General features: G+C 55.8%; 23 protein-coding genes. 14 read left to right on the forward strand and 9 right to left on the reverse strand.

Annotated elements, in window-relative coordinates; all coding sequences use genetic code 11:
• Positions 1-192: 192 nt before the first annotated feature.
• The 5 genes from ABWQ15_RS12700 to ABWQ15_RS12720 form a co-directional block, all read right to left on the reverse strand.
• Positions 193-1,197: a substrate-binding domain-containing protein gene (locus tag ABWQ15_RS12700; protein WP_353909146.1), complete on the reverse strand. Its 1,005-nt coding sequence runs from the start codon at positions 1,195-1,197 to the stop codon at positions 193-195.
• A 133-nt stretch (positions 1,198-1,330) separates the two neighbouring features.
• The gene (locus tag ABWQ15_RS12705) at positions 1,331-2,305 is read right to left on the reverse strand and encodes an ABC transporter permease (protein WP_353909147.1); all 975 of its coding nucleotides are present in this window, start codon (positions 2,303-2,305) and stop codon (positions 1,331-1,333) included.
• Between the two features lie 15 nt (positions 2,306-2,320).
• Complete coding sequence (locus ABWQ15_RS12710; protein ID WP_353909148.1) at positions 2,321-3,823, reverse strand: sugar ABC transporter ATP-binding protein; 1,503 nt, start codon at positions 3,821-3,823, stop codon at positions 2,321-2,323.
• 19 nt (positions 3,824-3,842) lie between these two features.
• Positions 3,843-5,354, reverse strand: a complete 1,512-nt coding sequence (gene xylB / locus ABWQ15_RS12715) for a xylulokinase (RefSeq protein WP_353909149.1) — start codon at positions 5,352-5,354, stop codon at positions 3,843-3,845.
• A 46-nt stretch (positions 5,355-5,400) separates the two neighbouring features.
• Positions 5,401-6,723 carry an ADP-dependent glucokinase/phosphofructokinase gene (locus tag ABWQ15_RS12720; RefSeq protein ID WP_353909150.1) on the reverse strand — a complete coding sequence of 441 codons (1,323 nt, stop codon included), beginning with the start codon at positions 6,721-6,723 and terminating at the stop codon, positions 5,401-5,403.
• Between the two features lie 505 nt (positions 6,724-7,228).
• On the opposite strand from ABWQ15_RS12720, the gene ABWQ15_RS12725 reads away from it, so the two are divergent.
• The 3 genes from ABWQ15_RS12725 to ABWQ15_RS12735 all read left to right on the forward strand — a co-directional run bounded on the left by ABWQ15_RS12725 (position 7,229) and on the right by ABWQ15_RS12735 (position 11,037).
• Positions 7,229-8,062, forward strand: coding sequence for a MurR/RpiR family transcriptional regulator (locus tag ABWQ15_RS12725; RefSeq protein ID WP_353909151.1), 834 nt, complete (start codon positions 7,229-7,231; stop codon positions 8,060-8,062).
• A 265-nt stretch (positions 8,063-8,327) separates the two neighbouring features.
• A complete protein-coding gene (locus ABWQ15_RS12730) occupies positions 8,328-9,188 on the forward strand; it encodes a ParB/RepB/Spo0J family partition protein (RefSeq protein ID WP_353909152.1) in 861 nt (286 codons plus the stop codon).
• Between the two features lie 40 nt (positions 9,189-9,228).
• Complete coding sequence (locus ABWQ15_RS12735) at positions 9,229-11,037, forward strand: VanW family protein (RefSeq protein ID WP_353909153.1); 1,809 nt, start codon at positions 9,229-9,231, stop codon at positions 11,035-11,037.
• A gap of 99 nt (positions 11,038-11,136) precedes the next feature.
• Here the strand turns inward: ABWQ15_RS12735 and ABWQ15_RS14140 are convergent, their stop codons facing one another.
• The 4 genes from ABWQ15_RS14140 to ABWQ15_RS12760 form a co-directional block, all read right to left on the reverse strand.
• A complete protein-coding gene (locus tag ABWQ15_RS14140) occupies positions 11,137-11,838 on the reverse strand; it encodes a zinc ribbon domain-containing protein (protein WP_502919126.1) in 702 nt (233 codons plus the stop codon).
• 182 nt (positions 11,839-12,020) lie between these two features.
• The gene (locus tag ABWQ15_RS12750; RefSeq protein ID WP_353909154.1) at positions 12,021-12,926 is read right to left on the reverse strand and encodes a helix-turn-helix transcriptional regulator; all 906 of its coding nucleotides are present in this window, start codon (positions 12,924-12,926) and stop codon (positions 12,021-12,023) included.
• A gap of 35 nt (positions 12,927-12,961) precedes the next feature.
• Positions 12,962-13,957, reverse strand: a complete 996-nt coding sequence (locus tag ABWQ15_RS12755; RefSeq protein ID WP_353909155.1) for an ATP-binding protein — start codon at positions 13,955-13,957, stop codon at positions 12,962-12,964.
• Positions 13,958-13,969: 12 nt separating this feature from the next.
• Entirely contained in the window at positions 13,970-14,899 is a 930-nt protein-coding gene (locus tag ABWQ15_RS12760; protein WP_353909156.1) for a DnaD domain-containing protein, read from the reverse strand.
• A 227-nt stretch (positions 14,900-15,126) separates the two neighbouring features.
• Between ABWQ15_RS12760 and ABWQ15_RS12765 the strand changes: the two genes are divergently transcribed.
• From ABWQ15_RS12765 to ABWQ15_RS12815, 11 genes are all read left to right on the forward strand, one after another.
• Positions 15,127-15,483, forward strand: coding sequence for a cell division protein ZapA (locus tag ABWQ15_RS12765; protein ID WP_353909157.1), 357 nt, complete (start codon positions 15,127-15,129; stop codon positions 15,481-15,483).
• Positions 15,483-17,609, forward strand: coding sequence for a U32 family peptidase (locus ABWQ15_RS12770; protein WP_353909158.1), 2,127 nt, complete (start codon positions 15,483-15,485; stop codon positions 17,607-17,609). The genes ABWQ15_RS12765 and ABWQ15_RS12770 overlap by 1 nt, the downstream gene beginning before the upstream one ends.
• A 72-nt stretch (positions 17,610-17,681) precedes the next feature.
• The gene (locus ABWQ15_RS12775) at positions 17,682-18,110 is read left to right on the forward strand and encodes a dUTP diphosphatase (protein WP_353909159.1); all 429 of its coding nucleotides are present in this window, start codon (positions 17,682-17,684) and stop codon (positions 18,108-18,110) included.
• A gap of 87 nt (positions 18,111-18,197) precedes the next feature.
• Positions 18,198-18,776, forward strand: a complete 579-nt coding sequence (locus ABWQ15_RS12780; protein WP_353909160.1) for a Maf family protein — start codon at positions 18,198-18,200, stop codon at positions 18,774-18,776.
• A 34-nt stretch (positions 18,777-18,810) separates the two neighbouring features.
• Positions 18,811-19,653 (forward strand): rod shape-determining protein MreC, encoded by an 843-nt coding sequence (gene mreC / locus ABWQ15_RS12785; RefSeq protein WP_353909161.1) that lies wholly within the window; start codon positions 18,811-18,813, stop codon positions 19,651-19,653.
• 12 nt (positions 19,654-19,665) lie between these two features.
• A complete protein-coding gene (locus ABWQ15_RS12790; protein ID WP_353909162.1) occupies positions 19,666-20,190 on the forward strand; it encodes a hypothetical protein in 525 nt (174 codons plus the stop codon).
• Between the two features lie 118 nt (positions 20,191-20,308).
• Entirely contained in the window at positions 20,309-22,366 is a 2,058-nt protein-coding gene (locus ABWQ15_RS12795; RefSeq protein WP_353909163.1) for a penicillin-binding transpeptidase domain-containing protein, read from the forward strand.
• Between the two features lie 111 nt (positions 22,367-22,477).
• Positions 22,478-24,349: a glycoside hydrolase family 13 protein gene (locus ABWQ15_RS12800; protein ID WP_353909164.1), complete on the forward strand. Its 1,872-nt coding sequence runs from the start codon at positions 22,478-22,480 to the stop codon at positions 24,347-24,349.
• Positions 24,350-24,739: 390 nt separating this feature from the next.
• Positions 24,740-25,495: a ParA family protein gene (locus tag ABWQ15_RS12805; RefSeq protein ID WP_353909165.1), complete on the forward strand. Its 756-nt coding sequence runs from the start codon at positions 24,740-24,742 to the stop codon at positions 25,493-25,495.
• A gap of 18 nt (positions 25,496-25,513) precedes the next feature.
• Entirely contained in the window at positions 25,514-26,398 is an 885-nt protein-coding gene (locus tag ABWQ15_RS12810; RefSeq protein WP_353909166.1) for a ParB/RepB/Spo0J family partition protein, read from the forward strand.
• Positions 26,399-26,411: 13 nt separating this feature from the next.
• Positions 26,412-26,945, forward strand: coding sequence for a hypothetical protein (locus tag ABWQ15_RS12815; RefSeq protein WP_353909167.1), 534 nt, complete (start codon positions 26,412-26,414; stop codon positions 26,943-26,945).
• Positions 26,946-26,981 lie beyond the last annotated feature (36 nt).

A 26,981-nucleotide genomic window follows, 5' to 3' on the forward strand; every position in this document is an offset into this window, starting at 1 on the left:
AGCAGAATGCAGTAGTTAAGAAACAGTGTCTGCTTCTAAATGCACATGACGTCAAAGTTTCACAGCTCTTTTTTGTGTAATATTATTTCACATCGAGTGAAAAGGAAAACCCTTATAAAAACTGCGGAGCGGCTCGGTCAGGGACACTCCGCAGTTTTGGTCAAGGGCTTCGGAGTCAAAAACCGGGGTATCTTACTTCAGATATTGATCAACATTTTCCGGAGTAACCAGAACGAAGGGGATCATGGTGCTCTTTTCCACCTGCTTGCCGGCAACCACGTCCGGAATCATGCTGATGGCCGTGGTAACCTGGCTGGCACCGTCCTGCAGAACCGTTGCGCCCAGAGTCCCGGCCTTGACCATGCCCAGAGGGCCGGCATTGCCGTCAACGCCAATGCAGAAAATGTCGGTACGGCCGATGGAGTTGCAGTAATTCTGAACAGCGGAGCTCATATCGTCGTTGTCGCAGACGATTGCCACAATCTTATCACCATAGGTGGTGATGGCGTCTGTGGCATTGGTAACGGCCTTATCAGCAGACCAGTCGCAAGCATATTCGCCAACCATCTCGAACTTGCTGTCAGCGCCCAGCGTGTTGGCAATGCCCTGTCCGCGGTCGATCTGGGCGGAGTTGCCGATAATGCCCTGCATATGCAGGAACTTGCCGCCGTTGGGGCACTTTTCCTGAATGTATTTGCCCATCAGCTCACCGGCGAAAACGTCATCCGAGCCAACAAAGGCGGTCGCTTTAGCATCCGTACTGTTGGTCTTGGAGTTCACAACGATGCAGGGAATTCCCTGCTCTGCGCACTTTGTGACAACAGGATCGGAACCGGCGGCTTCCGCAGGCAGGAAAATGACGAAGTTGGCGCCGTTGGTAATGGCCGTATCAAGCAGAGTCACCTGAGTGGCCGGGTCGGTCTGGCCGTCATACAGCTGCCAGGATTTAATGGAACCGTTGGAAACCAGTCCATCCAGAGCACTCTTTGCGGCGGTATTGATGGTCTGGTGGAACGCATCGACGGTGTTTTTGCAGATGTACGCGACATTGATGTCGCTGCCCGCTGTGGAGGAAGATGCGGAAGAGGGAGCAGACGAAGAGGGGGCGGACGAAGAAGATCCACATGCGGACAGACTCAGGACAAGAGCAAGGATAACGGCCGTGAGCAAGGACAAGCGACGGGTAATTTTTTTCATAATTCTTTTCTCCTTTTATTATTTTATTAAGCCTGACCAGGCTTGAATAAACTCAATTTAAACCAGTTGTTTCATATTTTATACCGCAATGGCCGCTGATCTTCCGTCAAAACAGAAGCAGTCATGGTGTAAATCAACGCTTCCTGTTCATAAATCTGTCCAGCAGCAGCGCAAGCAGGATGAGCAGGCCCTTGAGAATGGTCTGCCAGTAACTGTTGACACCCAGCAGATTCATCCCGTTATAAATAACGCCGATCATCAAGATACCGATCATGCAGCCAGGAATTGTGGAAATGCCGCCGGCAAAGGATGTTCCGCCGATTACGCACGCCGCGATGGCGTCCGTCTCGTATCCGATACCGATGTTGGGCTGCGCCGCATTAATCCGGGCGCTCATCAAAACCGCGGCGACTCCCGTGCAGAAACCGGAAAAGACATAAGTGCCGACGGTCGTCCAGAACACCGGAACACCGGAAGCGATGGCCGCGGCCCTATTGCCGCCGATGGCATAATCGTATCGGCCAAACTTCGTCTGGTGCATCAGGATATAAGTGACAATCAGAATCGCAACCAGGAAAAAGACGGCGTTCGGAATTCCAAAGGACTTGCCGATTCCAATATTGGTGAAGTTCACATTGGACAGGCCCTCGGAGTAACCGCCGGAAATCAGATACCCGATGCCGCGAATAGACAGCTGCGTTGCCAGCGTAACAACAAAGGGGAACAAATCAAATTTTGCCAGCAGAAGGCCGTTAATCAATCCGAAGAAGGTGCAGATCGCGATGCAGACCACACAGGCAATCAGGTTATTTCCAGTGGTATCGAGCATCTTGCCGACCATAACGGAGCCCAGCGCCAGCATGGAGCCGACCGACAGATCGATACCGCCGCCCGTGATGACCACGCACATGCCAAAGGCAATACAGCCGTTGACGGCAACTGAATTCAAAATGGAAAGCAGGTTCGTCGGTTTGGTGAAATTGGGAGATGCAAACGTCAGGAAAATACACATTGCCACCAAAACCAAACCTATGCCATAGCGCCGCATGAACAGTGTAAAATCCGTCTGATCCATTCCCAGGATCTTTTCCCTTCTTAATCTACCCATGTCTCTACTCTCCTTTTATTGCCCGAATTCTTTTGCCAGAATGGTCGCCTGAGTCGCTGCCCCGGAGAGGATGTCGTTGCGCAGGATTTCCCCGTTTATCCGTCCCTCGTGATAGACCAAAATCCGGTCGCTCATGCCCATGATTTCCGGCAATTCAGAAGAAATCATAATCACAGCAATCCCGCGGGCAGCCAGCTTGCAGATTTGCGTATGAATCTCCGCCTTGGCTCCGACGTCCACGCCGCGGGTAGGCTCATCCAGGATCAACACCTTGGGATTTGCCATCAGCCACTTGGCCAAGACCACTTTTTGCTGATTGCCGCCGGACAGGCTCAGCGCTTCGATCTCCAAACCGGCCGACTTGACGGTCATCTCTTTGGCGTATTGGGCGCATTCCTTCTTTTCACGCTTTTGATTTACAATCATCTTTTTCTGGCGAGCTCTTAGATTTGGAAGGGAAATGTTTTCCCGCAAAGAGCGCATGAGACAAAGACCGTACCGTTTGCGGTCCTCATTGACCATGACGATGCCATTGGCAATTGCCTGCGTGGTGCTCCTGTTTTTAAGTTCCTTTCCCTCAAGAAAAATCTGTCCGCTGATGGAGGGGGCCAGCCCGAAAATTGCATTCATCGTCTCCGAGCGTCCCGCGCCCACAAGACCCGTCAAGCCCAGAATCTCTCCCTTATGCACCTGGAAGTTAATATCCGTATAGCCCCTTCCGGTCAGATTCTTGACTTCCAGGGCAACTTCACCGATCTCACATTCCGTTTTGGGGAAAACGTTCTTAACCTCTCGGCCGACCATCAGCGTAATCAGATCGGCCGAGGTGATATCGGACACCCGTCCGGTGCCCACAGACCGCCCGTCGCGGAATACGGTGTAGTCATCACAAATCTGATAAATTTCTTCCATGCGGTGAGAGATGTAAACAATCGTCTTTCCCTGTGCCTTTAAATTCCGAATTGTCTGAAACAGATGCTCCGTTTCCTCGCTGTCGAGGGAGGAAGTCGGTTCATCCATGATGATGAGCCTTGCATTCTGCGAAACCGCCTTGATAATTTCCACCATCTGGGCTTTTGCCAGCGGCAAACTCTGCATTTCCATCTTGGCCGGCGCATCAAATCCAAAGTCATCCAAAAGCTTCTGCGCTCTTCTCAGGGTCGCTTTTTTATTCAGGAAGGGTCCGCTCACATCCTCCCGGTGCAGATAGATGTTTTCTGCAATCGTCAGATATGGCTCTACGTTCAGCTCCTGATGAACCATTGCCACCCCGCGCATTGCTGCTTCGGCGGGGGTTTTGGCGTTGTAAGGCTCGCCCTCAAACAGGATGGTTCCGGAATCCTGCGCATGCAGCCCGATGATACATTTCATCAGGGTGGACTTACCGGCGCCGTTTTCTCCCATCAGCGCATGTACCGTTCCGGGGCGGATCATCATATCTACATTCGACAATGCATGCGTTCCGCCGAAGGATTTGCTCAGGTCATGGCATTCCAGGATATACTTGTAAGAATCCATTACTTGCCTCCCGATCCCGTCATTCAATATATCTGCGTCCCATAAGCGCCGCTTTTTCAAGTACGCCTCCCGACGAAGCATAGATCTCTTTAAAAAGCTGATAGGACTCCTGATACCGCTCATGGTTTTCGGCAATGGGCTCCACCATCCAATCATGGTATCTCACCATCGCACGGCACGCCTGCCCCACAGAGGCATACTGTCCGCAGCCTACCGCCGCGCAGATACAGGCGCCCAAACAAGCTTGTTCCCCGGACTGTGCCACCTTTAAGGGAATTCCAAAGACGTCTGCCTGAATTTGTCGCCACACGCGGCTGTGGGAGCCGCCGCCGGAGGAAATCAGAACATCTGCGTTCAAATCCAAACTCCGGCAGATTTCCAAGCATTGATACAGCGCATAAGTGACACCCTCCATAACGGCGCGGCTCATACATGCGCGGGTCGTATCTAAATTGGCGCCGATAAACGCGCCGCTGATATTGGGGTTCAGGTGGGGGGTACGCTCCCCGTTCAGATAGGGCAGAAAAATCAACCCTCTGCTTCCCACCGGAACTTTTTCCACGCTCGCGTTGAGTGCATCGTAACTTTTATTTCGAATAATACTGCGCCACCAGCTCAGGCTGAGACCGGCATTCATAATGGCGCCGTACAGGATCCATGTGTTTTTATCAAACCCGTAGAACATATTCGTATTGAGCGCGGGATTCAGCAGCGGCGCAGCACTTTGAAAACACACCTGGCCGCTTGTACCGATATTCACCGTGGCGGCCGTATCATCATCAGCCCCATTGCCAAGGCGCTGCATAACCTGGTCGCCGCCGCCCGCAACAACTTTCGTCCTAATGGATAGTCCTGTCTGCCCGGCTGCCGTCGGGCTTACAGTTCCCACCGCGGCATAGCTGTCATAACAGGGCGGAAACCACTCCTCCGGCAAATGAAACGCTTTCAGAATTTTCTTATTCCAACAGGAATTTTTCAAATCAAAGGCCAGGGTCGCCCCCGCGTCCGAATAATCGCTTGTAAGCTCTCCCGTAAGCCTAAATTTGATATAATCCTTGGGCAGACAAACTTTTTCGATCTTCGCATAGTTTTCAGGTTCTTCGTCCCGGACCCACAGCAGGCTGGGCAGGAGAAATCCGGTGAAAACGGGATTCATCAGCTCGTTTCGCACCCCCTGCGTCCCCAGTGTCCGCGTGATTTCCCCGAGTTGCTTGGTAGAACGGGCATCACAGTGCAAAATAGCCCTGCGGACAGGCTTGCCGTCGGCTCCCAAAGGAACCAATCCGTGCATCTGTCCCGAAAACCCGATTCCTTCAATCTGTTCCCCCAACAGGTGCGTTTCCCCCAGCACCGCATGAATCGTCTCAACAGCCGCAAACCACCATTCCTCCGGATCCTGCTCGGCATAACCGCTGCACGGAGAGCTGAACTGATAGTTTTTTGCGCAGCCGGCAAGCACGACTCCCTTTTCGTCGGTAAGAATTGTTTTCAAGCTGGAGGTTCCGACGTCAACGCCCATATAATATGCCATTTTATCCGCTCCACAGTTCATATTCTGGTTCCGACGGCAGGCTTCTTCATGCAAAGCAAGTTAATACGCCGGCCACAAATGTGTCGCCCAAACCAATGGTGCATTTGGGTTGCTCCAGGTATCGGCTTGGAACTACGATCAGCTGTTTTTTCGGATGCGTCTGACGCCAGGCTTCCACTTTCGAATAAAACTCCAGACCCGTTTCTGAGAATCCGCACTGAAGGCTCTCCTGGCATTCTTCCAAATTCCCGTAATGTCCAACGCGCGCTCTTGTTCCGCTCAGTAAATTTCCGGCAGTCAGTCCCAGCTCAATATCCACCGGAAGCTCTTCGCCATAATAGGCGGAATAGTCCTTGGTATGCAGAATAATACCACGTGTCCGATATAGGTTTAGTATAAATTGAAGTCCGCGCACAATACTGTCGAAATCGCTCTTGTCTGTACACATCCCTTCCAAAGCGGTATGGGCCAGAACTTCTTCTTCATTCATTCCCAAAATGTCAATGGAGGAACCCAGTAACTCAAATACGGTCTCACGGACTTTTCCGGAGAGGTAATGTGCGCTTTCGAGATAAATGGTCAGGTCCGGGTTGGCCGCCTTTAATCGCTGAAAATGTGTGATCAGGGGCTTAAGCTCATCCTGAGCAATCTTCGGGTCCACAATGCTGTTGAAGCCCGAAATAGAAAGCGCGCGAATCTCTTTTGCGTGTTCTTCCAAATAGGTGTAATACTCCGCATCCGCCCGGAAGTGCTTGTGGATTGTGTCAAACTCCAGAATCAATCGGTTGGATTCAGGAGCGACATAGGTTTTCCCATCCACTGTAACCGTGGTTCCCTTGCTGTACTGACAGATGAAATGATAAACGGGCATATCGCCGCTTTCTATGGACGGAACACTTACCAGACGTCCGTTTTTTACAGCCGTAATAGACGGGTAATCCAAAAACTCGCAAACCTGCCGGCACTTGTCGCTGATGTGAACCACAGCCGGATATCCGACTGTGCCCAGCGCCGCGCCGCATTGCGCGCCTGTCCCGCCAAGGGCCTTTGCGGACTCGAAATGGCTGACCAGCCAATCGCAGATCTCAGGAGAAGAAATTTCCATCTCTCCGCCCAGTCCATGAATGACGTAATAGGCCAAAACACCGGCGAGGTCTTCCAAACTATCAATCGTTTGACTTTCTTCAAATGCGGGAATCCCGTGCAGGTGCCGGGCAATCAGAGCATCGAATACGCTCTGTTCCCACGTGAGCACGACGTCCAGATCACTTGTATAACCTACGGCGAGATGCGGTGCTTGCGGATCCATGCAGGAAGTGGTGCGCATGCTCCGTTCCAAAAACTCTCCATAGCGGCTCCGATAGTTCATTTGACGCGAATCCCTCCCGCCGGTCAGATTGTTATGAAATGTAATTTTATTTCTTTTCGAATTTATGGCTATTATACGCTGTCGCAGTCATTGCTTGCAATGCACAAAACAGCTGATTTTTTTTCAAATTTTATGTTGTTTTGACAGGCACTAGCCCAGTGTCCAAAAAAAACCTCGTACAAATTTAGAACAAAAAATAATATTTCACACATGATTTTTTTACTTCTGCTCGACTTTTTGAAGTTTCTAAAAAATTTAATTTCTTTGCAGGGATTCTATCTCTTGCTTTTTGAAAACTTTTTCCTTATACTTTTAACATAACAACGTCAGCGCAAACATGCATGGCTCTGGCACGCAGAGAACTTTCCCGTTTCCGCCGGCGAGCAGCTTTGGCGTTCTTGTCCATCTCCGGATAAAGTTCCAGAACTGTACCTCGCTCCGCGCCGATATGCGTCTTATTGTTAAGATGTCAATTGTTAATATGTATTGGAAAGGAACCGGTTGAATGAGTGAAAAATCTGTTTTGGAAGTCATAAAGGAGAATTACGGTAAAATCTATACCGCGGAACGCAAGGTTGCTTCCTACGTATTGGCTCACCCTACGGAAACGATCAACATCAACGTTGCGCAGCTTGCGCGCAGAAGCGGAGTAAGCGATGCTACGGTTATCCGCATGTGCCATCATTTGGGATATGAAGGGTACTACCAGCTTCGTCTGTCGCTTGCAAAAGATGTCGGGCACAACGCTCCCGACGATGAGGGGATGCAAACGCAGCCGAATGCAATTCAGTTCCTTTTTAACGGATACGCGCAAAAGCTGCTGGATGTGGGGAAATGTATCAACGAAGAGGCGGTGCGATCCAGCGTTGAGTTAATCAAGCAAGCCAATGAAATCTATATAATTGGCGTGGGCAACACCATGCCGTTGGTCCTGTACATGGGGTTTCGCCTTGGGCGCTTGGGAATTCGCTGCATCTATGACGTTGCTCCCGAATACTTCATGAACCATATCAATCTGGCTACCGACGGGGACATTGTAATTGCCATATCACATTCCGGCAGCTCCAAGCAAATTATACAGGGTATGAAGCTGGCAAAGGAAAAGGGGCTGAAGATGATCGCAATTACCTCGTCCGTGCAGTCTCCCGTCTACGAGCTGGCAGACTATCCGCTGCTCTCGGCGGGATACGAAGAATCCTTCAACTGTTACAAAAGCTATGCGCATTTGAGGGAAACGGCTGTTATTGACGCTCTTTTGGAGCTGCTTACCAACTGGGAGGCAATTCAGCGCAGCGGTGCCGATATTCCGGAAATGATTCTTGCTGAATATAAATATTAAGGCGACACACAAGGGGTTGCAGCCGCGTGTCCGGGGCCCTTTGTAAGCTGTAAACAGCGGTGTAAAACAGCAGAAAATTTTATTGGCGACAGCGGCTAAAGCCGCTGCCGCTTTTTCATCGGCATGACGCCGACTGTACTGCCCTGCATGTCATCAGCGGGAGCGCTCCTTGCTTTTTCTGCTTCTTTTTTATGTTCGACGGAAAAGACGTCCTTTTTTCAATGCTTGTCTGTAAAATATAGAAAAATATAAAGGGGGCGTTTTCATGCAATTGGAACAGCGGGTTCTTATGCTGCCCATTGAGAGTGTCTCTCCCAACCCGGCCCAGCCGCGGCAGGTTTTCGATCCGACGACGCTGGAAGCACTGGCCGCCTCCATCCGTGAAAATGGAATTTTGCAGCCCCTGACCGTACGCCGCCAGGGGGAGGACCAATGGGAACTGGTGGCGGGCGAACGGCGGCTTCGGGCGGCAAAGCTGGCGGGGCTTTCCAGCGTTCCATGCCTGGAATGGTCCGCCAATGACGCTGGGTCGGCTCTTCTGGCATTGGTGGAAAATTTGCAGCGAGAGGACCTGCATTATTTCGAAGAGGCAGAGGCGATCTCCGCTTTTGTTCAAAAGACGGGCATGACGCAGGAGTCCGCGGCCAAAAAGCTGGGTCTGTCCCCCTCCGCTCTGGCCAACAAGCTGCGGCTGCTGCGGCTTTCCCCGGAATGCCGCCGGGTTCTGACGGAAAGCGGCCTGACCGAGCGCCACGCCCGGGTATTGCTGCGCCTTGACAGCGAGAACGAGCGGCTGGCGGCGGTAAAGCACGCAGCCGGGGCAGGGCTGAACGTGGCCCAGACGGAGCAGTTTGTCCAGCGGCGGATTGAGGCTCTGCGGCAGATACCGCCCAAAGGACGGCGGGCATACATTATTAAGGACGTGCGGCTGTTCCTCAACAGTGTTGACCACGGATTACAGCTTATCCAAAGTGCCGGAATTGACGCCAAAAGCCAGCGGGAGGAAACGGACGAGGCCATCATTTTAACCATCCGCATTCCCAGAGATATCCACGTAAAGGCTCCTGCATTGTTACAGGATTGTAACGTCATTCCTCCTAAAACGTGTTATACTGATGTCAGTTAAGAGATTTTTATCCCAATTCAGAATGCACAGGGAGGAACCAATGGATACTATGGTCGTGCAGGAGCAGCAGAAAAAGCATTCCAGACTGTCCGTCACCATACCCTTCTTACTGCTGGGCGCTTTGGCGGCTGGATATGCGGGGCTGTGCGCCTACGCTGCCAGCAGCGGCGTCATCTGGAAGAACACCGAGGTTCTGGGCCAGGACCTCGGCGGTCTGACGGTGACCCAAGCCGCGCGGAAGTTGGACAAGGCCCTGCCGAACCTGAAAATTGGCGTTTATCTCTACAATGCCGCTCTGGATAAGATTCCAGAGCGGGCTTCCACGCCGGACGCCTATATTGCCCTGTCCGATCTGGGTGTCACAGCCGACACCTCGGCTCTGGCACAGAGCGCCTATCAAAAAAATTTGCACGGCAGCTTTCTCACTCTCGGCTGGCGGTACCTGACCAATTCCGGCGCCTCCTGCGACGCCGCGGACATGATTTCCCCGGATGCGGAGCAGACCCTTTCGTCGGCTCAGACCACTGCGGATTCCCTCTCCTATTCCAGCCAAGACACCTCCTTTGAGATGGAGGATTCCGCCCTGTTGATCCATATGGGGAAGGACGGCCGGACCGTCGACTCGAAAAAGCTGGCACAGGGGCTGAAGGGTGGCAACTGGGACCGCGATCTCTCTTTGGACGTGTCCTATGTCACGCAGAGCGCCCAAACGATGACTGCCCAGCAAATTTACGATCAGGTGTCCGGCGAAATGAAAAACGCAGGATATGACGCCGCCACCCAAAGTATTCTTCCCGAGAAGACCGGCGCGGAATTCGATGTGGTCCAGGCGCAGTCCATGATAGCCTCCGCCGCTCCCGGCGACACTCTGAAAATTCCGGCCGTTATGGAATATCCCGCCGTCACGTCGGAACAGCTGAAGCCCGTCCTGTTCCGGGATCTGCTGGGGTCCTATACCACCCATGTGGGCGGCAGCGCCGCCCGCATCAGCAATGTGAAGCTGGCCTCTGCCTCCCTCAATGGAACGGTTTTGAACAGCGGTGATATTTTTGACTACAACGAGGTGGTGGGCCAGCGGACCATCGCCCGGGGTTATCAGCCCGCACCAGCCTATGTGCAGGGCGAGACGGTAGACGAGATCGGCGGCGGCGTGTGCCAGCCGTCCTCCACGCTTTATCTGGCCACACTGAAGTCGAATCTGGAGATCGTGGAGCGGTACGCCCACCGCTACGTTCCCGCGTATATTCCAAAGGGCATGGACGCCACCGTCAGTTGGGGCGGCCCCAATTACCGCTTCCGCAACAACACAGATTATCCTGTCAAAATCCAGTCAGTTTACTCCAAGGGCTACCTTACCATGACGCTATACGGCACCAAGACCGACGACGTCACCGTGAAGATGTCCAACAAGGTCCTCTCCACCACGGAATACAAAACCGTATACGAGGACGACCCAGCCCTCCCCGCCGGGGCGGTGACAGTAAAGACCACACCCTATACTGGCTATAAGGTGGAGACTTACCGCAATCTCTATGACGGCAGCGGAAAGCTCATCTCCAGCGACTTTGAAGCCAGCAGTGACTACAAGGTTCGCAACAAGGTCATTTCAAAGGGACCCTCTCTGCCCAGTGTTCCCACCGAAGGGAACTCCTCTGAAATTCCTGTGCCGGTGACGCCCTATGTAACTCCAGAAAGCGGCACGGAGGCAGGTACCACGCCGGAGACGCCCTCCACCACTCCCGAAAATGGCGCCACCCCGGTGACGCCAGAGACGCCCATCCCCTCAGAGGAAAGCAACCCCAGCGGTGCTGATCCCAATTCGGTGATTTCACCGCTTCCCTCCGCATGATTTGATAACAAATAGGAACAGACCCCCCTTCAAAATACAAATTGTATTTTGAAGGGGGGTCTGTTTTCTTTCATTCAAGCCGGCTAACCGCGCGCACGATTACCTTTTCGCGCAGCTCCACCGCTTCAGCGTTGGGAAATACTCCAGCATCTTTTTGCGGGCCTGCTCCCGGTCGGTATAGAGCTTTTTTCCCTCTTCCGTGTCCAGACAGAAGTCGATCATTTCCTCCATGGTGCAATCGGCGGTGAAAGCGCCCTTTTGATAGCAGTAGCAGCAGTAGTCCGCGTTTCTGCTCCCGTCCGCCTCCGTGCCGCGCAGCTCGTCGCCGGTCATGGGCATTCCGCAGGACTGGCAGAAATCGGCTAATCCGATGTAGATGCTGATGTCTGCCTGACCGTCCGGGTCCGGCTGGCCGTATTCCTCAAAATCCACCTGACAGGCCCGGGGCAGCGGCTCCGCCCAGATCTTGTCCCAGGCGTCGGCGGTCGCTTTTTGCACGTCGCCGTGAAATGTGAACCTGGCGTACTTTCCGCCGGGGATGATAATGCGCTGAAACCCCTCCGGGCACTCCCCGCTCTCAGTGGCAGCAAACATATCATAGCTGCTGTCGGACCAGTCATAATTCGTGTACAGGCCCAGGCAGGGCGCGTCGGACGCGCTGTTCAGCTTCGCCCGCCCGCTGCCCAGAAAAGCGCCCCAGACGCCGCTGATTTTCTGCACCATGTCCGGCGCGTCATTGCGGACGCGGGTCCCCATACCCACCACTGTGCGGGCCTTCAACTCTACGATCTCATATTCCATACGCTTCATCCTTTCGTTTTAAAGGAGGCCGTCAGAACGGCGCTCCTTGCTTTATAACCACAGCATAGCAAAGAAAAGAGGACATAGAATGTCCTCTTTTCTTAGACTTTTATAATTTTCAGGAGAACTTTTAATTGAATCGGAGTTTCCTTTGCAGCCAAGCAGAGGAGCGGATTTCTGGTTTATGAATCATTTTTCAACATCCGCTGCGCCTCTCGCTGAAGGGTTTTTCGTATCTCCGGCGGGTCCAGAATCTCGGCTTCTCCGCCAAAGGAGAGAAGATAGCCCAGGCCCCAATCTCCCTCAGGCCACATGGTGTGGACGAGAAAGCTCCCGTCCGCCTGACGCCGGATCTCCTCCCTGCGAAAACTGTCGTACACCCGGAAAGCCATGGCCGGCGAAAACCGGATGGTTATCTCCTGCATGGGGGGAGGCTGGCTGTCGGCCTCCCCGTCCAGCGGCGGCGGCGCGCACCGGGGCTCAAAATACTCCGCTTCCACAGTCAGTCGCTCCATGCGGGACAGGCGAAAGACCCGGAAAGCTTCCCGGGACAGGCAGTAGCCCTGCAAATACCAGTTGGCGCCCTTAAAGCAAAGGCGGCAGGGCTCCACCGTCCGTCTGCCGGACATGCCGTTGGAGGCAAAATAATCGAAGGTCACTTTCCGGCGCTCCAATATCGCGTCCTTTAACTGAGGAAAGATAGCCTTGGCGGCAGGGCCGCCGCCCCAGGGGGAGAAATCCACGTCGATCCAATCCGCCGCAGTGCGGCGGAACAGGCTGTTCAGATGAGTCAGAACCTCGCTCTCCACGCCGGAGCCGGTTGCTCTGAGACTTTGCAGCGCAGCCAGAATTTCATCCTGCTCCCTGGCGGAGAGCAGCGTCTTCGACAGCACAAAATCCGGCAGGAGACGGACGCCGCCGTTTCGACCCCGGGTGGCATAGATGGGAATACCGGCGGCAGAAAGCGCATCCAGGTCCCGGCGCACCGTCCGAGTGGAGACCTCCAGCTTTTCCGCCAGCTGGGAGACCGTCATACCGTCTCTTTCCAGAAGGCTGTAAAGAATTTCAAACAGGCGCGTGCTCTGCATGTTTTTCCTCTCCCGCGAAAGCCCCGGCAAGATCCTCAGCCCCGTTCCTTTTTCAGTCTGCGGATATCCCGCCCAAAGAACGGCAAAATCTGATATTCCCCCTCCAGCCGGGAGGCAATCTGTCCCCCATACCGCCGGGCCAGCTCGTCCGGGGAGAGGTTTGTATTTAAAATCACCGATCTGCGTTCCAGAAGGCGGGTATTGACAATCTCATAGAAGGCGCTCTGGACAAAGGCGGTGGTCATCTCCGTCCCCAGGTCATCCAGAATCAGCAGGTCGCAGCGGAGAATGCGCTCGATGTCCTCGGCGGCACCCTCCCCTTCATCTCGGCCGAACTTTCGATCCTCAAACCGGGCAAAAACGTGGGCCGCGGTGTCGTACACCACGGAAAAGCCGTTTTTGCTGACTTCTCCCGCGATGGCGGCGGAGAGGAACGTCTTTCCCAGCCCCGGCTTTCCGTACAGCAGCAGATTGCCGCTGCGCTTTCCAAACAAATGGGCATAATTGGCGCAGACCTCATACACCGTCTCCATATTTTCCCGAGGCGAGGCACCGTAATTGGGATCCGGTATCTGGTCGTACCAATCCAGAGAAAACGTATCGAAGCTCTGCCCCGCAAGATCCAGAGCGCGGGACAGCTCCGCTTGCTGTTCCTGTGCATAATACCGCTTCAAACAGGCGCACACCGTCTCTCCCCGGGTTCCCAGATCGTTGCACAAAGGACAGGCGGGCTTGTATTCCAGACAGTCCGCCGGAAGGTTCAGCTCCGCCAGCAGACGCGTCCGCTCCTGCTGTAAGCTCAGATTGCTGTCCCGCAGCACCGCCACTGCCGGACGGGGGTCCGTTCCCCGACGCAGGGCGGAGGCAATGATGCGGCTCATGGTGGCGGTAAGCTCCCCGTCGATCTCCCGCAGGCGGGGAATGCGGGCATAGATTTGCTCCTGCTTCTTCCGGAAGGACTCCTCCCGGCGGCGGCGGTCCGCATCGAACCGGGCCATGGCCCGGCGCATAATCTTTCCGTCGTAGGACACTCCGCTCCCCCCTTACTCTTTTCCCCGGCGCAGGGCCAGAACATACCGGCGCATCTCGTCCTCCGGCGGGCGCTGGTCCCGGCGGGGCGTCTCGCCCTGGGGCCGGGGCCTGTCCCCCACCGCGATCTGCTCCGGGGTATGCAGTCCCGCCTCGTGCCACTTTTTCAGAATACCGTTTATGTAAGGCCACTTCAGCTCGTGGCACTTTAAAACCGTCTTTTCATAGGCCTCGGCCACCACCTCTGGCGGGAAGCCCCATTCCTGCCACGCAGCCAGATACTTTTCCTCCGCCGCCACGGGCAGGCGGTCCCCCATCTGGAGGACCCGCATATAGGCAGGCATGGACTCCTGCCGCAGGGCATACTTTTTCAGATACTCCGCCGCCGCAGTCTGCGTATCGATGCCCATTCGCACCCAAGAATATCCCTCTTTTTCGATCTGGCGCAGGGTGGGGCGGCGCCCCTCGCCGTATCGCCGCTGGATGCGCTCCGCGCAGTGGCATACCAGAAGGTAGATCACGTCTGACGGAAGGCCCAGATAATCGTACAGACCCAAAAGCGCCTCAAGGTCCGGCGTTGACAGTTTTTTACCCAGCTTCCGCTCCACCTCGGCGGTGAGGACGCGAAACTGCTCGTCCCGTTCCAGCACTTCGGTAATGTCCTCCTGACGGTAATCCGGCTTTTCATCCGCGGGTTCGGGAAGCTCCGCCGCAGGGGCGGAGACCAGCTCCATCTGCCGCAGAGACGCCTCCGCTTCCTCGATGCGACTGCGTTCCCACCTCAGCTCTCCCGCCAGTGATCGGGGCGGCACCAAGCCCTGGTGCCGCAGAAGCGCCAGATATAAAAGCGCCGCGTCCCCGTCTCCTTTTTCCAGCAGGCGGCGCAAAGCCGCACCGGACACGGTGACGCTCTCGTCACCCAAGGGTCTCAGAATTCCCGCCATCCGGCACGCCCCCCTTCCGCCTTTTAGGCGTCCGTCATCCAAAACGGCGCCGATTTTTAACTTTTCCCATTGTATACGACTTGGCGGCTCCTGACAAGTCCAAAACTTTGTATGGATACTGAAAAAAGCTGGAATCCCCTTGATAGATGTGGTATAATGTTATGTTATAAAAATGGGTTAGTATGCCGCGCTGCATGCGGCTGCTTCAAAAGAGGAGGAATCGCAGGATGAAGAACCGAGTCACGATGACGATCTGCGGAGAAGACTACAATTTTGTGGCCGATGAATCCCCGGAATATATGGAAAAAGTGGGGGTCTACGTCAGCAAGAAAATGAACGAGATGCTCACCGGCGCCAAGGTGGGACGGACGGACGCCGCCGTACTGGCTGCGGCCAATATTGCCGACGAGCTGTTCAAATCGTACGAAGCCGCAGAAAAGCTACGTGGTCAGATCAAAGGCTATGTGGACGAGGCCAGCCACGCTCAGTCCGAGGTATCCGACCTGAAGCGCGAGGTTTTCCGCCTCCAGCAAAAGCTGGACGCAAAAAACGGCGGGAACAACGGAAACGGGAACCGCCGTTGATGCGTCCTGAGCTTCTCTCTCCCGCCGGGTCCCCAGAAGCCCTGCGCTCTGCCGTGGAATGCGGCGCGGACGCGGTGTATCTGGGCTGGGGCAGCTTCAACGCCCGGCAAAGCGCCAAAAACTTTTCCGATGAGGAGTTTGCGCAGGCGCTGACGTACTGCCATGAACGGGGCGTCAAGGTCTATCTGACGCTGAACACGCTGGTGACCGACCGGGAACTGGACGCGGCGCTTCAGTGTGCCAAGACGGCCTCCGCCCTGGGCGTGGACGCGGTGCTGGTGCAGGATCTGGGCCTTTTTGACCTGATGCGCTCCGTGCTGCCCGACCTGCCTCTTCACGCCAGCACGCAGATGAGCCTGTTTACCTCCGGCGGCGCCTGTGAGGTCGCCGCAGACGGGTGCGAGCGGGTGGTGATCGCCCGGGAATGCTCACGGGAGGATACCGCCCGAATCATTAAGCGCTGCCCGGCGGAGATCGAGGTCTTTGTCCATGGGGCGCTTTGCATGTGCTACTCGGGCCAGTGCGCCATGAGCGCGCTGATCGGCGGACGGTCTGGAAATCGGGGTCGGTGCGCCCAACCCTGCCGTCTGCCCTATACGCTGGCGGAGCTGCCCGCAATGGGCGGGACCCGTCAGGCGGACCCGCCTCCCCTGCGGGGAAAGCCGGGAAAAAACGATTATCCGTTGAGTCTTAAGGATAACTGTCTGGCCGGTGAGCTTGCGGATATGGCCCGGATGGGCGTGGCCTGTCTGAAGCTGGAGGGGCGCATGAAGCGCCCGGAGTATGTGGCGGTGGTCACCGGGGTCTATGCCCGGCTTCTGCGGGAGCAGCGGGGCCCCACGGCGGCGGAATTCTCCGCGCTGGAGGCTGCTTTTTCCCGCTCCGGCTTTACCGACGGATACTGGCAGGGGATGACCGGCCCCGCTCTGTTCGGCGTTCGCCTGGCGGATGCACCCGAACCGACGGAACTGTTTGCCGAGGTAAAGGCCAACCTGGACAAGGGCGGAATGCGGACGGTTCCCGTCACGATGGAGGCGTCCTTCCAAATGGACGCTCCCTGCTCGTTGACGGTGCGGGACGGGGACGGCCATGAAGTGACGGTTTCCGGCCCCGTGCCGGAGACGGCCCGGAACCGGGCCGTGACAGCGGAGGAGCTGGAGTCCCGACTGAAAAAAACCGGCGGCACCGCCTATCGCTGCGAGGCCGTAACGGTGACGGCAGACGAGGGCATTTCCCTCCCCGCTGCGGCGGTGAATGCCCTGCGGCGGGACGGGCTTGCCGCCTTGTCCGCGCTACGGACCGCGCCGCCGAAGCGGCGCGTCCTGCCCAGTCCCCCTTTGCCGGAGATACTTGAGGCCTCCGGGGGACCGGCGCTGACCTGCTCCATTGCCCGGGCGGACCAGTTGACGACGGAGCTGCTGCACTGCGGCCCCGCGCGGGTCTGCCTCCCTCTTGAACTGTTTGAGACGCTGAACGCCCTGCCGGAATTCGGCGGGGAGTACTGCGCCGCTTTGCCCCGCGTCTGGCGGGATCGGGACGAGACGCGGCTCCTGGCTCTGCTGGACCGGGCGAAAGCGCTGGGTGTCTCCGCCGCACTGGTGGGAAATCTGGGGCACCTGCCTCTGCTGCAGGAAAAAGGTCTTTCCCTTTACGGGGATTTTGGTCTGAACGTTTTCAATGGGCGGGCGCTGGGCTATCTTGCGGGCAAAGGCCTGAAATCCGTAGCGCTGTCCTTTGAGCTGCGGGGGGCCCAGATCCGTGACCTGCCAAAAATTCTGCCGACGGAGGCCATCGTATACGGGCGGCTTCCCCTGATGATTGCGGAAAACTGCCTGATCCGCAATGGGAATGGCTGCTCCTGCGAAAATCCCCACACACTGGTGGACCGCACCGGCGCGGCCTTTCCGCTTCTTTCCGTCTGGGGCCACCGGACAGAAGTGGAAAATTGCAAGCCACTGTATCTCGGTGACCGGGACGACTGGAAGCAGCTGGGCCTGCACTATGCCCGGCTGCGGTTTACCACCGAGTCCCCGGCGGAATGCGCGCGGATTTTCCGCGCCTATCAGACCGGCGAAACCGCCCCGGCGGAATTTACCCGGGGTCTGTTCGACCGGGGCGTCGAATAAGAGCGTTTTTAGTCCTTTTTGTTATATTTACAGTTTATTTTACAATTTGTATTCGTTTTGGAGTATTATTTTATGAATATCAAAGTCCGATATCTCTGCGGCGATCTGGAGCCTCTCCGCTATGTGGACGGAAAATCCGACTGGATTGATCTTCAGGCATCGGAGACGGTGGTTCTGAAGGCGGGGGAATTCCGCCTGATCCCTCTGGGCGTGGCCGTCGCCCTGCCGGACGGCTACGAGGCCCACATCGTTCCCCGCAGCTCTACTTTTAAGAATTACGGCATTCTGCAGACCAATTCCATGGGGGTTGTGGACAACAGCTATTGCGGGGACAACGATCTGTGGCGTTTTCCCGCCTATGCCACCCGGGACGTGACGGTGGAAAAAGGGGCCCGCATCTGCCAGTTCCGCGTAATGGAACACCAACCCAGGCTGGAATTTACTGCGGTAGCGCATCTGGACGGTCCCGACCGGGGCGGCTTTGGGTCCACGGGGAAATGACCCCCCTCGCTCACACCAAACAGCGACACGGGATTAACCAGCAGCTCTCAGGCGACTTTGGCCGCTTTTGAATAAGGAGGACACAGCATGTCTAAAATCATATTGGCTTCCGGCTCTCCCCGGCGGCAGGAGCTGCTTCGGCGCATGGGGGTAGCCGATTTTGAGATTCGGGTACCCGCGGTAGATGAGAGTTACCCTGCCGGGCTGAGTCCGCAGCAGACGGTGGAGTATATCTCCCGGAAAAAGTGCGATGCGGTGGCGGCAAAGAGCGCTCCGGACGAGATCATCATTGCCGCCGACACCATGGTATTCGTGGACGGCGAGCATCTGGGCAAGCCCGCCGACGAGGCGGACGCCCTGCGGATGCTGACGCAGCTGCAGGGGCGCAGGCATCTGGTTTGCACCGGCGTGACGGTCCACGCTCTGGCGGAGACTCTGACCGAGTCGGAGTCCACCGAGGTCATTTTCCGTTCCGCCTCTTCGGCGGAGCTGCTGCAATATATTCACACCGGCGAGCCTATGGACAAAGCCGGAGCCTACGGGGTCCAGGACCGGGGCGCGCTGCTGGTGGAGGGTATCCACGGTGATTTTTACAACGTGATGGGCCTGCCTATCCTGCGGCTGAGCCGAATTCTGGCGCGGTTCGGCGTCAGCTTTTTCAGCTGATTTGAATTTCTGAGAATTTGTTGAGGTCATTGATTTGAAAGAATTTCTGAAGCGGTACGGACTCTGGGTCCTGTTTGCCACGGCGGTAATCGCCGTTGGACTTGCGCTGCTGTCCGTGTTCAGCACCACCTCCTCCCCGCTTGTAAATTTTGCACAGACGGTCACCTCCCCCTTCCGTGCGGCTTACACCTCCGTGGCGGACTGGGTGCAGGATAAGCAGAACTATTATGAGGATACCACCGCGCTGAAGGCAGAGAACGAGGAATTAAAACAAGAAATTGCCAAAATGGAAGCCGATATGCGCCAGGCCCAGAGCGACAGCGAGGAAAATAAGCGCCTGCGGAATCTGCTGAATCTTCGGGAGCAGCGCCGGGACCTCAGCGACTTTGAGGCCGCCACCATTACGGAGCACTCCACCTCCAACTGGACCAGCTACCTGACCTTAAACCGGGGCACCGACCATGGCGTCGAAAAAAACGACTGCGTTATTACAGACAGCGGATATCTTGTGGGGGTGGTCAGCGACGTTGGGAATAACTGGTGTACCGTGCTGAACATCATTGATACGGACACCTCGCTTGGCGCTCAGGTCTTCCGGACGGACGACATCGGCGTGGCCGAGGGAGACTTCGCCCTGATGGGCAAGGGACGGCTGCGGCTGGATTTTCTCCCGACCGGGGCACAGCTCTTAAATGGCGATCTGGTGGTAACCTCCGGACTCGGTGGATATTACCCCTCCGGTCTGGTGATTGGCACGGTGGAGGAAGTTCAGACCGACGACTCCGGCGCCACCTCCTATGCCGTCCTGCAGCCCAGCGCGGATTTCGACTCTCTTAGCGAGGTCTTTATTATCAAATCCTTCGACATTGTGAACTGAAAGGCGGCTTTTATGACTCCCCGACAGGAAACCATTTATAAATGGGGGCTGTACACTCTGGTCACACTGCTTTGCTGTGTATCGCAGGGGCTGGTGCTGCAATATGTGAAGGTGCTGGGCGTGTTCCCCTTTATTTACCCCATTCTCGCCGCGGTCCTTTCCACGCTGGAAGGTCCCCTCTCCGGGATGATCTATTCACTGGCGTTGGGGGTAATCTGCGACCTGACAATCTCCGCTCCCATTCCCTGTTTTTATACGTTGATCTTTCCTCTGGCTGGGCTACTTGCGGGAACACTGGCCCGGAGCGTACTGTCCTCCGGCTTTCTCAGCGCGCTGGTGACTTCTGCGGCCGCGTTCCTGCTCACCGGCGCGTTTCATGGGCTGATCTTCTTTTTCATCTCCCGACCGGCCTGGGCAGAGACGGCCGCCGTCTGCGGGCGGGAACTGGCGGTGTCCATTCCATGGGTTCTGCCGGTCTATTTTCTGTTTCGGTTTGTTTGTCGCAGATGCTTTCAAAAGCAGTCCACGCGTTCTTAAGGCGACTGCGCACGAAGGGCGGTCTGACCTTAGGTGGCTCTTCCCAATCGATAAATAAAGACTGCGCAGTTTTTGTCTGAGCTGCGCAGTGCTGTCTTAATTTTCTGGAGGTAGTCCCTTGATCGAAACAAAATCAAACAGCAACCGCCGTTTATTCGTTCTGATCGGCTTCCTGCTCTGCGTTCTGACCTCCTATATCTGCGTCATGTATGACACACAGATCAACCGGGGAGATTACTATCGGGAGCAGTCCGTCCGCACGATTACAAGCACGGAAACGGTGGAGGCCTCCCGGGGCATTCTCACGGACCGCAACGGGCAGGTGCTGGTCTCCAACCGCCAGACCTATGCCCTGACCTTTGACGTGTCGCTGCTGAGCAGCGAGGATGATGAGAACACGGCGATTTTGCGTTTGATTCAGCTATGCCGTCAACGCGGCGTGATCTGGAACGACAACCTGCCCATGACGCAAACCGCACCGTACGCCTTTGCTGTGGATGCCGCCGGAGCGGTTCAGCGGGATCGGTTTTCCAAATTTCTTCAAACCAGTCTGAAGGCCTTGTCCACCAATGTAAAATATGAGAATGTCACCGACGCGCTGCTTTCTTCCATTCTCTCCCCCTCTGATCTGATGAAGCAGATGCGGACTTTTTTCGGGATTCCTGAAGACTGGTCGGACGGGGACGCCCGCGCGGTGGTCGGCGTGCGCTATGAGCTGGAGGTCCGCAAGATCATCAACACCACGGCCTACGTTTTTGCGGAGGACGTGGACACCGAGTTGATCTCTCTGGTGAAGGACGGAGATTACCGCGGCGCGAAGGTCTCCGCATCCTCCGTCAGAGAGTATGACACCGCCGCAGCCGCCCATGTGCTTGGCACTGTGGGTCGCATCAACGAACAGGAACTGGCCGCCAATCCCGACGTTTATAACGGCGAGGATTGGATTGGAAAGTCCGGCGTGGAACTGGCCTTTGAGAATTATCTTCGGGGCACGGACGGCAAGCGTCTGATCTCCTCAAACTCCGAGGGCAAGATTACAAGCGAGATCTACACCACCGAGCCAAAGCCCGGCAATACCGTGGCGCTGACATTGGACTTGGATTTGCAGGAAGCCGCGGAGCAGGCCCTTGCAAATACCGTCACCAATATGAATAAGGACGGCAACACCACCCGCGGGGCAGGCGCTGCCGTGGTTGAGGTTGGCACCGGCGAGGTGCTGGCCCTGGCCTCCTACCCCACGTTCGATCTGTCCTCGTACGGCACGGCTTTTACCGCTCTTTCCCAAGACCCCGCCAACCCCCTGTTCAACCGAGCCACGCAGGGTACCTACGCTCCCGGCTCTACCTTCAAGCCCTGTACCGCTGTGGCCGGTCTGGAAGAGGGCGTTATTACCACCACCACGAAAATCCGGGACACCGGGAAATGGTACTACCCCGGTGCCTCGACCGGAGACTATTTTTGGTGCTGGAAACACAGCGGTCACGGCTTATTAAATGTAAGTCAGGCCATTACCAATTCGTGCAACTACTTTTTCGGTCAGGTCGGATACATGCTGGGACTGGATAAGCTGAATGAATATGCCTCTGCCTTCGGCCTTGGTAAAAAAACCGGCATTGAAATCGGTGATAAAGCAGGCACGCTAGCCACAGAAGAACAGGGGCAGGATCTGGCCCCCTGGGCGGCATTTGGTCAGGCCAGCTACTCTGCAACCCCGCTCCAATTGGCCAACTACATTGCAACCCTGGTGGATGGCGGGGGCCACTATGACGCTCATCTTCTGAAAAGTGCCAAGACCTATAACAACGATCAGGTTGTATATTTGGATACTCCGAAACCCTCTAACTCCCTTTCCATCAGTGATTCCACACTGACCGCCGTAAAAATCGGCATGCACGATCTGACCACTTCCGGTGCCCTGGCCCCCTATTTCAAGAGCTGTGTGGTGGAGGCGGGCGCAAAAACGGGTACCGCTCAGATCAGCAGCCAGAAGGTCAACAACGGTGTGTTTGTCTGCTTTGCCCCCTTCGACGATCCGAAGATCGCGGTCGCCATCGTCATTGAAAAGGGCGGCTCCGGCGCGGCTCTGGCCTCCACCGCCGTGGACATTTTAAACGCTTACTTTACAAAAGAGGAAATCGGAACCGTGATTTTGGGAGAAAATCAACTACTTCCGTAACGATCTTTTCTGCCTTTCGGGCGCCCGGATTCCGCAGTGACAGTAACCGCCGGCCTTTTGACTTCGCCGCCTCTTAACGCCTGTATCCTTGGAAAGGACTGTTTCCTATTTATGAGCGAACCCTTTGTCTTTGACCCTCGGTGTGAACTTTGTAAGTCGCCCTTTGGGGCGGTGGCCTGCCGCCATAGCGTCCTGTTTCGCGTCCGCCCGCTGAAGCGTGAGGGCTTTACGCACTGTGCCCTGGCGCTGCATCTGGAGTTTTCGGACACGCGGGAGGAACGTGAACTGCACTGTGACGGTCCGGAGGGCGACCGGCTCTGTTTTTCCCTGATCCTTGATGCACCGGGGCAGCCGGAGCTGGTATGGTACCACTTCCGCTTCTGGCGGGATAACGGCACCGGCTGCGATCTGGACGATACCGGCTACCGCAGCGACGGTAGTCCTTCTGACTGGCAGTTGACGGTATACGACGACTTTTGCCCCACTCCCCAATGGTTCGGCAGCGGTGTGTCGTACCAAATTTTCCCAGACCGTTTTTGCCGTTTAACCATTCCGGACCCCACGGGTCTTGTGGGAGAGCGGACGGTCCATGATAGCTGGGAGGAAGCGCCCGAGTGGCGGCCCGATGAAAACGGAGAAGTCTGTAACCGGGACTTTTTCGGTGGTTCTCTGCGCGGCATTATCTCCCGACTGGGTTATCTGGAGCAGTTGTCTGTCACCACTCTCTATCTGTGCCCCGTTTTCGAATCCGCCTCAAACCACCGGTACAATACGGCGGACTATACAAGGATTGACCCCATGCTGGGGACGGAGGAAGATTTCCGGGACCTCTGCACCCAGGCGAAAAAACACGGCATTCAAGTGATTTTGGACGGTGTATTCAATCACACCGGGTCTAACAGCGTCTACTTTAACGCCGATGGATTTTTTTCAGGTGTGGGGGCAGCCCAGAGTCAGGATTCTCCGTATTACAGCTGGTACTCCTTTCACCCCTGGCCGGAGGACTACGATGCCTGGTGGGGTATTCGTACTCTGCCCGCCGTCAACGAAAGCTCCCCGTCCTACGAGGAGTTCATGATCGACGGTAAGGACTCCGTCATCCGCCACTGGCTGCGGGCGGGGGCCTCAGGCTGGCGTCTCGATGTGGCCGACGAGCTGCCGGACGAGTTTATTGCCCGCCTTCGCTCCGCAATGGACACCACCAAGCCCGGCAGCATTTTGCTGGCTGAGGTCTGGGAGGACGGTTCCAACAAGATCGCATACTCCAAGCGCCGGAAGTATTTGCTGGGCAGCGAGGCTCACGGTCTGATGAATTATCCTTTCCGTACAGCGGCGCTGGCCTATTTGCAGGGCGGGGATGCCAACGTCTTTCGGCAGGCCATGGAGGAGATTCGTGAAAACTATCCACCTCCTGCGTTTTACAGCGCCATGAATTTTCTCGGCACTCATGACACGGCCCGTAGTTTAACGGTATTAGGCGCGGAGGCCGCGCCGGAAAGCAAGGAGGACCGGGCGGCGTTTCGCCTGTCCCCCAGTCAACGGGCAAAAGGTCTGGCACTCCTTCGGGTGGCGGCGGTCTTGCTGTATGCCTTTCCCGGCTCCCCCCTGATTTATTACGGCGACGAAGCCGGGATGGAGGGCTGGGAGGACCCGTTTAATCGCCGGACATATCCCTGGGGAAAGGAAGATTCTGCTCTGCTCGCGTATTTTGTCCGTCTGGGACAGCTTCGCCGGGCGCGGGTCTCTTTGCAGCAGGGCAGTATTCGCTATTTGCACGCTGCGGAACACGGTCTTGCTTTTTCCCGCAGTTGGGGAGATGAAACCACCGTCGCCGTCTTTAACGCCGGGGATGAGCCACTATCACTGGAAATCCCCTGGCATGCTTCCGTTGCTCACGATCCACTGACCGATCAGATGTTTTCCTCTGCCGACGGTTCTGTGAAGCTGGAGCTGCCGCCTCAGACGGCTATCTTTCTGATTTAATGCGAAGCATTCATTTCTACGCAGGAATTATTGTTAGCGGTTGCTCTGCCCCGGAATGTTTCACGTGAAACATTCCGGGGCAAGATTGTTTTTAGAGGTCTAAGGCAGTCATGTGAATGTTTCACGTGAAACATTCACATGACTGCCATTCTTCTATAAACAGCGGAAGAGTTCATATTGATAACATTCTGTCAAAAATTTTCCCGCTTTACTGTTTTTCTGCGCCAATTGCCTTGTATCTCAACGTAATTCTTGCTATAATAATACCCACATGGCAGGAGAAAACTGCAACACCATCTAATTGGATGCAATTTTAGAGAGGTTGCGGTTTGGCCGTCTACATAGCGGCCTTATTCTTGTGTCTGCCGTCATGGGAAAGCGGGTGCTGTATTGGCAAAAACAGTTGCAATCGTGAATCAAAAAGGCGGCGTGGGGAAAACCACATCCTGTGTGAACCTCTGCTCCGCCATGAAAGACGCCGGTCAGCGGGTGCTGCTGTGCGACTTTGACCCCCAGGCAAATGCCACTTCGGGCATGGGCGTGGATAAAACCCTGTCAAAGGGTGTATATGAAGTCGTGATTGGCGAGGTCGCGGCAAAGGACGCCGTGGTCTCCACAAAATATGGCGACGTGCTCCCTTCCAACAAAGCGCTGGCAGGCGCCGGTATTGAACTGATTTCCATGGACCGCCGGGAATACCTGCTGAAGGATGCGCTGTCGCAGTTGGCGGAGGATTACGATTTTATTTTTATTGACTGCCCTCCTTCCCTGGAGCTTCTGACTTTAAATGCTCTGTGCGCCGCGGACTCCATATTGGTTCCGGTTCAGGGGGAGTATTTTGCATTGGAAGGCCTCAGCGATTTGTTGAATACCGTGCGCATTGTCCGCCGTTCTCTGAACCCCAGGCTAGAGCTGGAGGGGGTCTTACTCACGATGTTTGATGGACGGACAAATTTGGCGATTCAGGTGGCGGATGAGGTAAAGCACTATTTCCCCGGAAAAGTCTACACCACGGTGATTCCCCGAAATGTTCGTCTCTCTGAGGCGCCCAGCCATGGAAAACCTATTTTTGCATACGACCGCACGTCCCGCGGTGCAGAAGCGTACGGTGCGCTGGCGGCCGAATTTTTACATAAGAATCTCTGATTTTGGAAAGGAGCTGCTATGGCATTGCAAAAATCCGGGCTTGGACGGGGCCTTGGCGCCCTGTTGGGGGACGATGTGCTCAAGACAGAGACCTCCGGCACCTTCTCTTTGCCCATTTCCCAGGTTGAGAGCTGCTCCGGTCAGCCCCGGAAAAACTTTGATGAAGACGCGCTGAATGATTTGGCGGACTCCATTCGCCGACACGGAATTATTCAGCCCCTGACCGTTCGGAAACTGGCCTCCGGGTACTACCAGATCATTGCCGGAGAGCGCCGTTGGCGCGCCGCCCGCATGGCGGGTCTGCGTGAAGTACCGGTCGTGGTAATTGAGGCCGACGACCGAAAGGCCGCGGAACTGGCCATGATTGAAAATCTCCAGCGGGAAGACCTGAACCCCATGGAGGAAGCAGCTGGATTTCAGTCGCTGGTTCAGTCCTACCACATGACGCAGGAGGAGGCCGCCGAGGCCGTGGGGAAGTCCCGCAGCGCCGTGACCAACGCGCTGCGGCTTCTGACTCTCTCCCCCGCTGTAAAAGCATTGGTGGAGGACGGATCTTTGTCGGCCGGACACGCAAGAGCCCTGCTGCCTCTGTCCCCCGAACTGCAGGAGAGTGCCGCCCGATCCGTGATTGCAGGCGGGTTGTCCGTCCGCCAAACGGAAGCGCTTGCCAAAAAGCTCAGCACAGAGGAAAAAGAGCCTGCGGATTCCTCCTCCGATCAGGTAGACTATGCGGCTGAAGCGCAGAAAGATCTGGCCTCCCGCTTGGGCCGCGGCGTAAAAATTATCACAGGCCGAAAGAAAGGTCGCATTGAACTGGAATACTACGGAGTGGACGATCTGAACGGCCTGTTGGAAGCTTTGGCACTTCTGAAGGTCAAACGCGCCCAATCCAATCAGAAATGAGGAACACCTGACCATGAAACTGGAAAAGCGCAGCACAGGGGCCGAAGATGCGGCTCCGGCGCCGGAAACCTCTCCCAACGGGCGAAAGAACAAGCCCGTGATCGTCTATATCATGATTTTGTTTATTGTGGCCTTTTTGCTGATGGCGCTGTCTTTTTTAATGCACCTGCGCAGCAACGAGGAGGTCATCGGAACTCTGCAAAGCTCTGTCACTACCTTACAAGAGCTGCAGGAGAGTCAGGACAAAAACGTACAGCTTCAATCTCAGTTGGATGACACCAACAAAAAAGCGGGAGACCTTCAATCTCAGCTGGACGAGTCGAATGCCGCCAAGTCGGAGTCCGATGAGAATACCGCCGCTCTGCTGGCTCTGTATACCTTGCAGCAGCAATACGCCACCGGGGATCGCGATGCCTGCAAGCAGACGATCCAGGCCATGGAGGACGCCGGACAGCCGGCGCGTCTCTCCAAGGATGCCATCGGCAATGTGGTTTCCCCTGCTCAGCGGTATCAGCAGTTAAAAGAAGCCGTCATGTCGTCGCAGTAAATCCCATATTTCCCGCTACCAGCACTTATTATCTTT

This window comes from Oscillibacter sp., from assembly GCF_040505565.1.
Classification (GTDB): Bacteria; Bacillota; Clostridia; order Oscillospirales; family Oscillospiraceae; genus Oscillibacter.

Coding starts and splice junctions, on each gene's coding strand:
- ABWQ15_RS12765 (WP_353909157.1), top strand. CDS start 15,127: ATGAAGAACCGAGTCACGATGACGATCTGCGGAGAAGACTACAATTTT.
- ABWQ15_RS12775 (WP_353909159.1), top strand. CDS start 17,682: ATGAATATCAAAGTCCGATATCTCTGCGGCGATCTGGAGCCTCTCCGC.
- ABWQ15_RS12815 (WP_353909167.1), top strand. CDS start 26,412: ATGAAACTGGAAAAGCGCAGCACAGGGGCCGAAGATGCGGCTCCGGCG.
- ABWQ15_RS12730 (WP_353909152.1), top strand. CDS start 8,328: ATGCAATTGGAACAGCGGGTTCTTATGCTGCCCATTGAGAGTGTCTCT.
- ABWQ15_RS12720 (WP_353909150.1), bottom strand. CDS start 6,723: ATGAACTATCGGAGCCGCTATGGAGAGTTTTTGGAACGGAGCATGCGC.
- ABWQ15_RS12735 (WP_353909153.1), top strand. CDS start 9,229: ATGGATACTATGGTCGTGCAGGAGCAGCAGAAAAAGCATTCCAGACTG.
- ABWQ15_RS12790 (WP_353909162.1), top strand. CDS start 19,666: ATGACTCCCCGACAGGAAACCATTTATAAATGGGGGCTGTACACTCTG.
- ABWQ15_RS12810 (WP_353909166.1), top strand. CDS start 25,514: ATGGCATTGCAAAAATCCGGGCTTGGACGGGGCCTTGGCGCCCTGTTG.
- ABWQ15_RS12725 (WP_353909151.1), top strand. CDS start 7,229: ATGAGTGAAAAATCTGTTTTGGAAGTCATAAAGGAGAATTACGGTAAA.
- xylB (WP_353909149.1), bottom strand. CDS start 5,354: ATGGCATATTATATGGGCGTTGACGTCGGAACCTCCAGCTTGAAAACA.
- ABWQ15_RS12800 (WP_353909164.1), top strand. CDS start 22,478: ATGAGCGAACCCTTTGTCTTTGACCCTCGGTGTGAACTTTGTAAGTCG.
- ABWQ15_RS12705 (WP_353909147.1), bottom strand. CDS start 2,305: ATGGGTAGATTAAGAAGGGAAAAGATCCTGGGAATGGATCAGACGGAT.
- ABWQ15_RS12760 (WP_353909156.1), bottom strand. CDS start 14,899: ATGGCGGGAATTCTGAGACCCTTGGGTGACGAGAGCGTCACCGTGTCC.
- ABWQ15_RS12770 (WP_353909158.1), top strand. CDS start 15,483: ATGCGTCCTGAGCTTCTCTCTCCCGCCGGGTCCCCAGAAGCCCTGCGC.
- ABWQ15_RS12750 (WP_353909154.1), bottom strand. CDS start 12,926: ATGCAGAGCACGCGCCTGTTTGAAATTCTTTACAGCCTTCTGGAAAGA.
- ABWQ15_RS14140 (WP_502919126.1), bottom strand. CDS start 11,838: ATGGAATATGAGATCGTAGAGTTGAAGGCCCGCACAGTGGTGGGTATG.
- ABWQ15_RS12710 (WP_353909148.1), bottom strand. CDS start 3,823: ATGGATTCTTACAAGTATATCCTGGAATGCCATGACCTGAGCAAATCC.
- ABWQ15_RS12780 (WP_353909160.1), top strand. CDS start 18,198: ATGTCTAAAATCATATTGGCTTCCGGCTCTCCCCGGCGGCAGGAGCTG.
- ABWQ15_RS12700 (WP_353909146.1), bottom strand. CDS start 1,197: ATGAAAAAAATTACCCGTCGCTTGTCCTTGCTCACGGCCGTTATCCTT.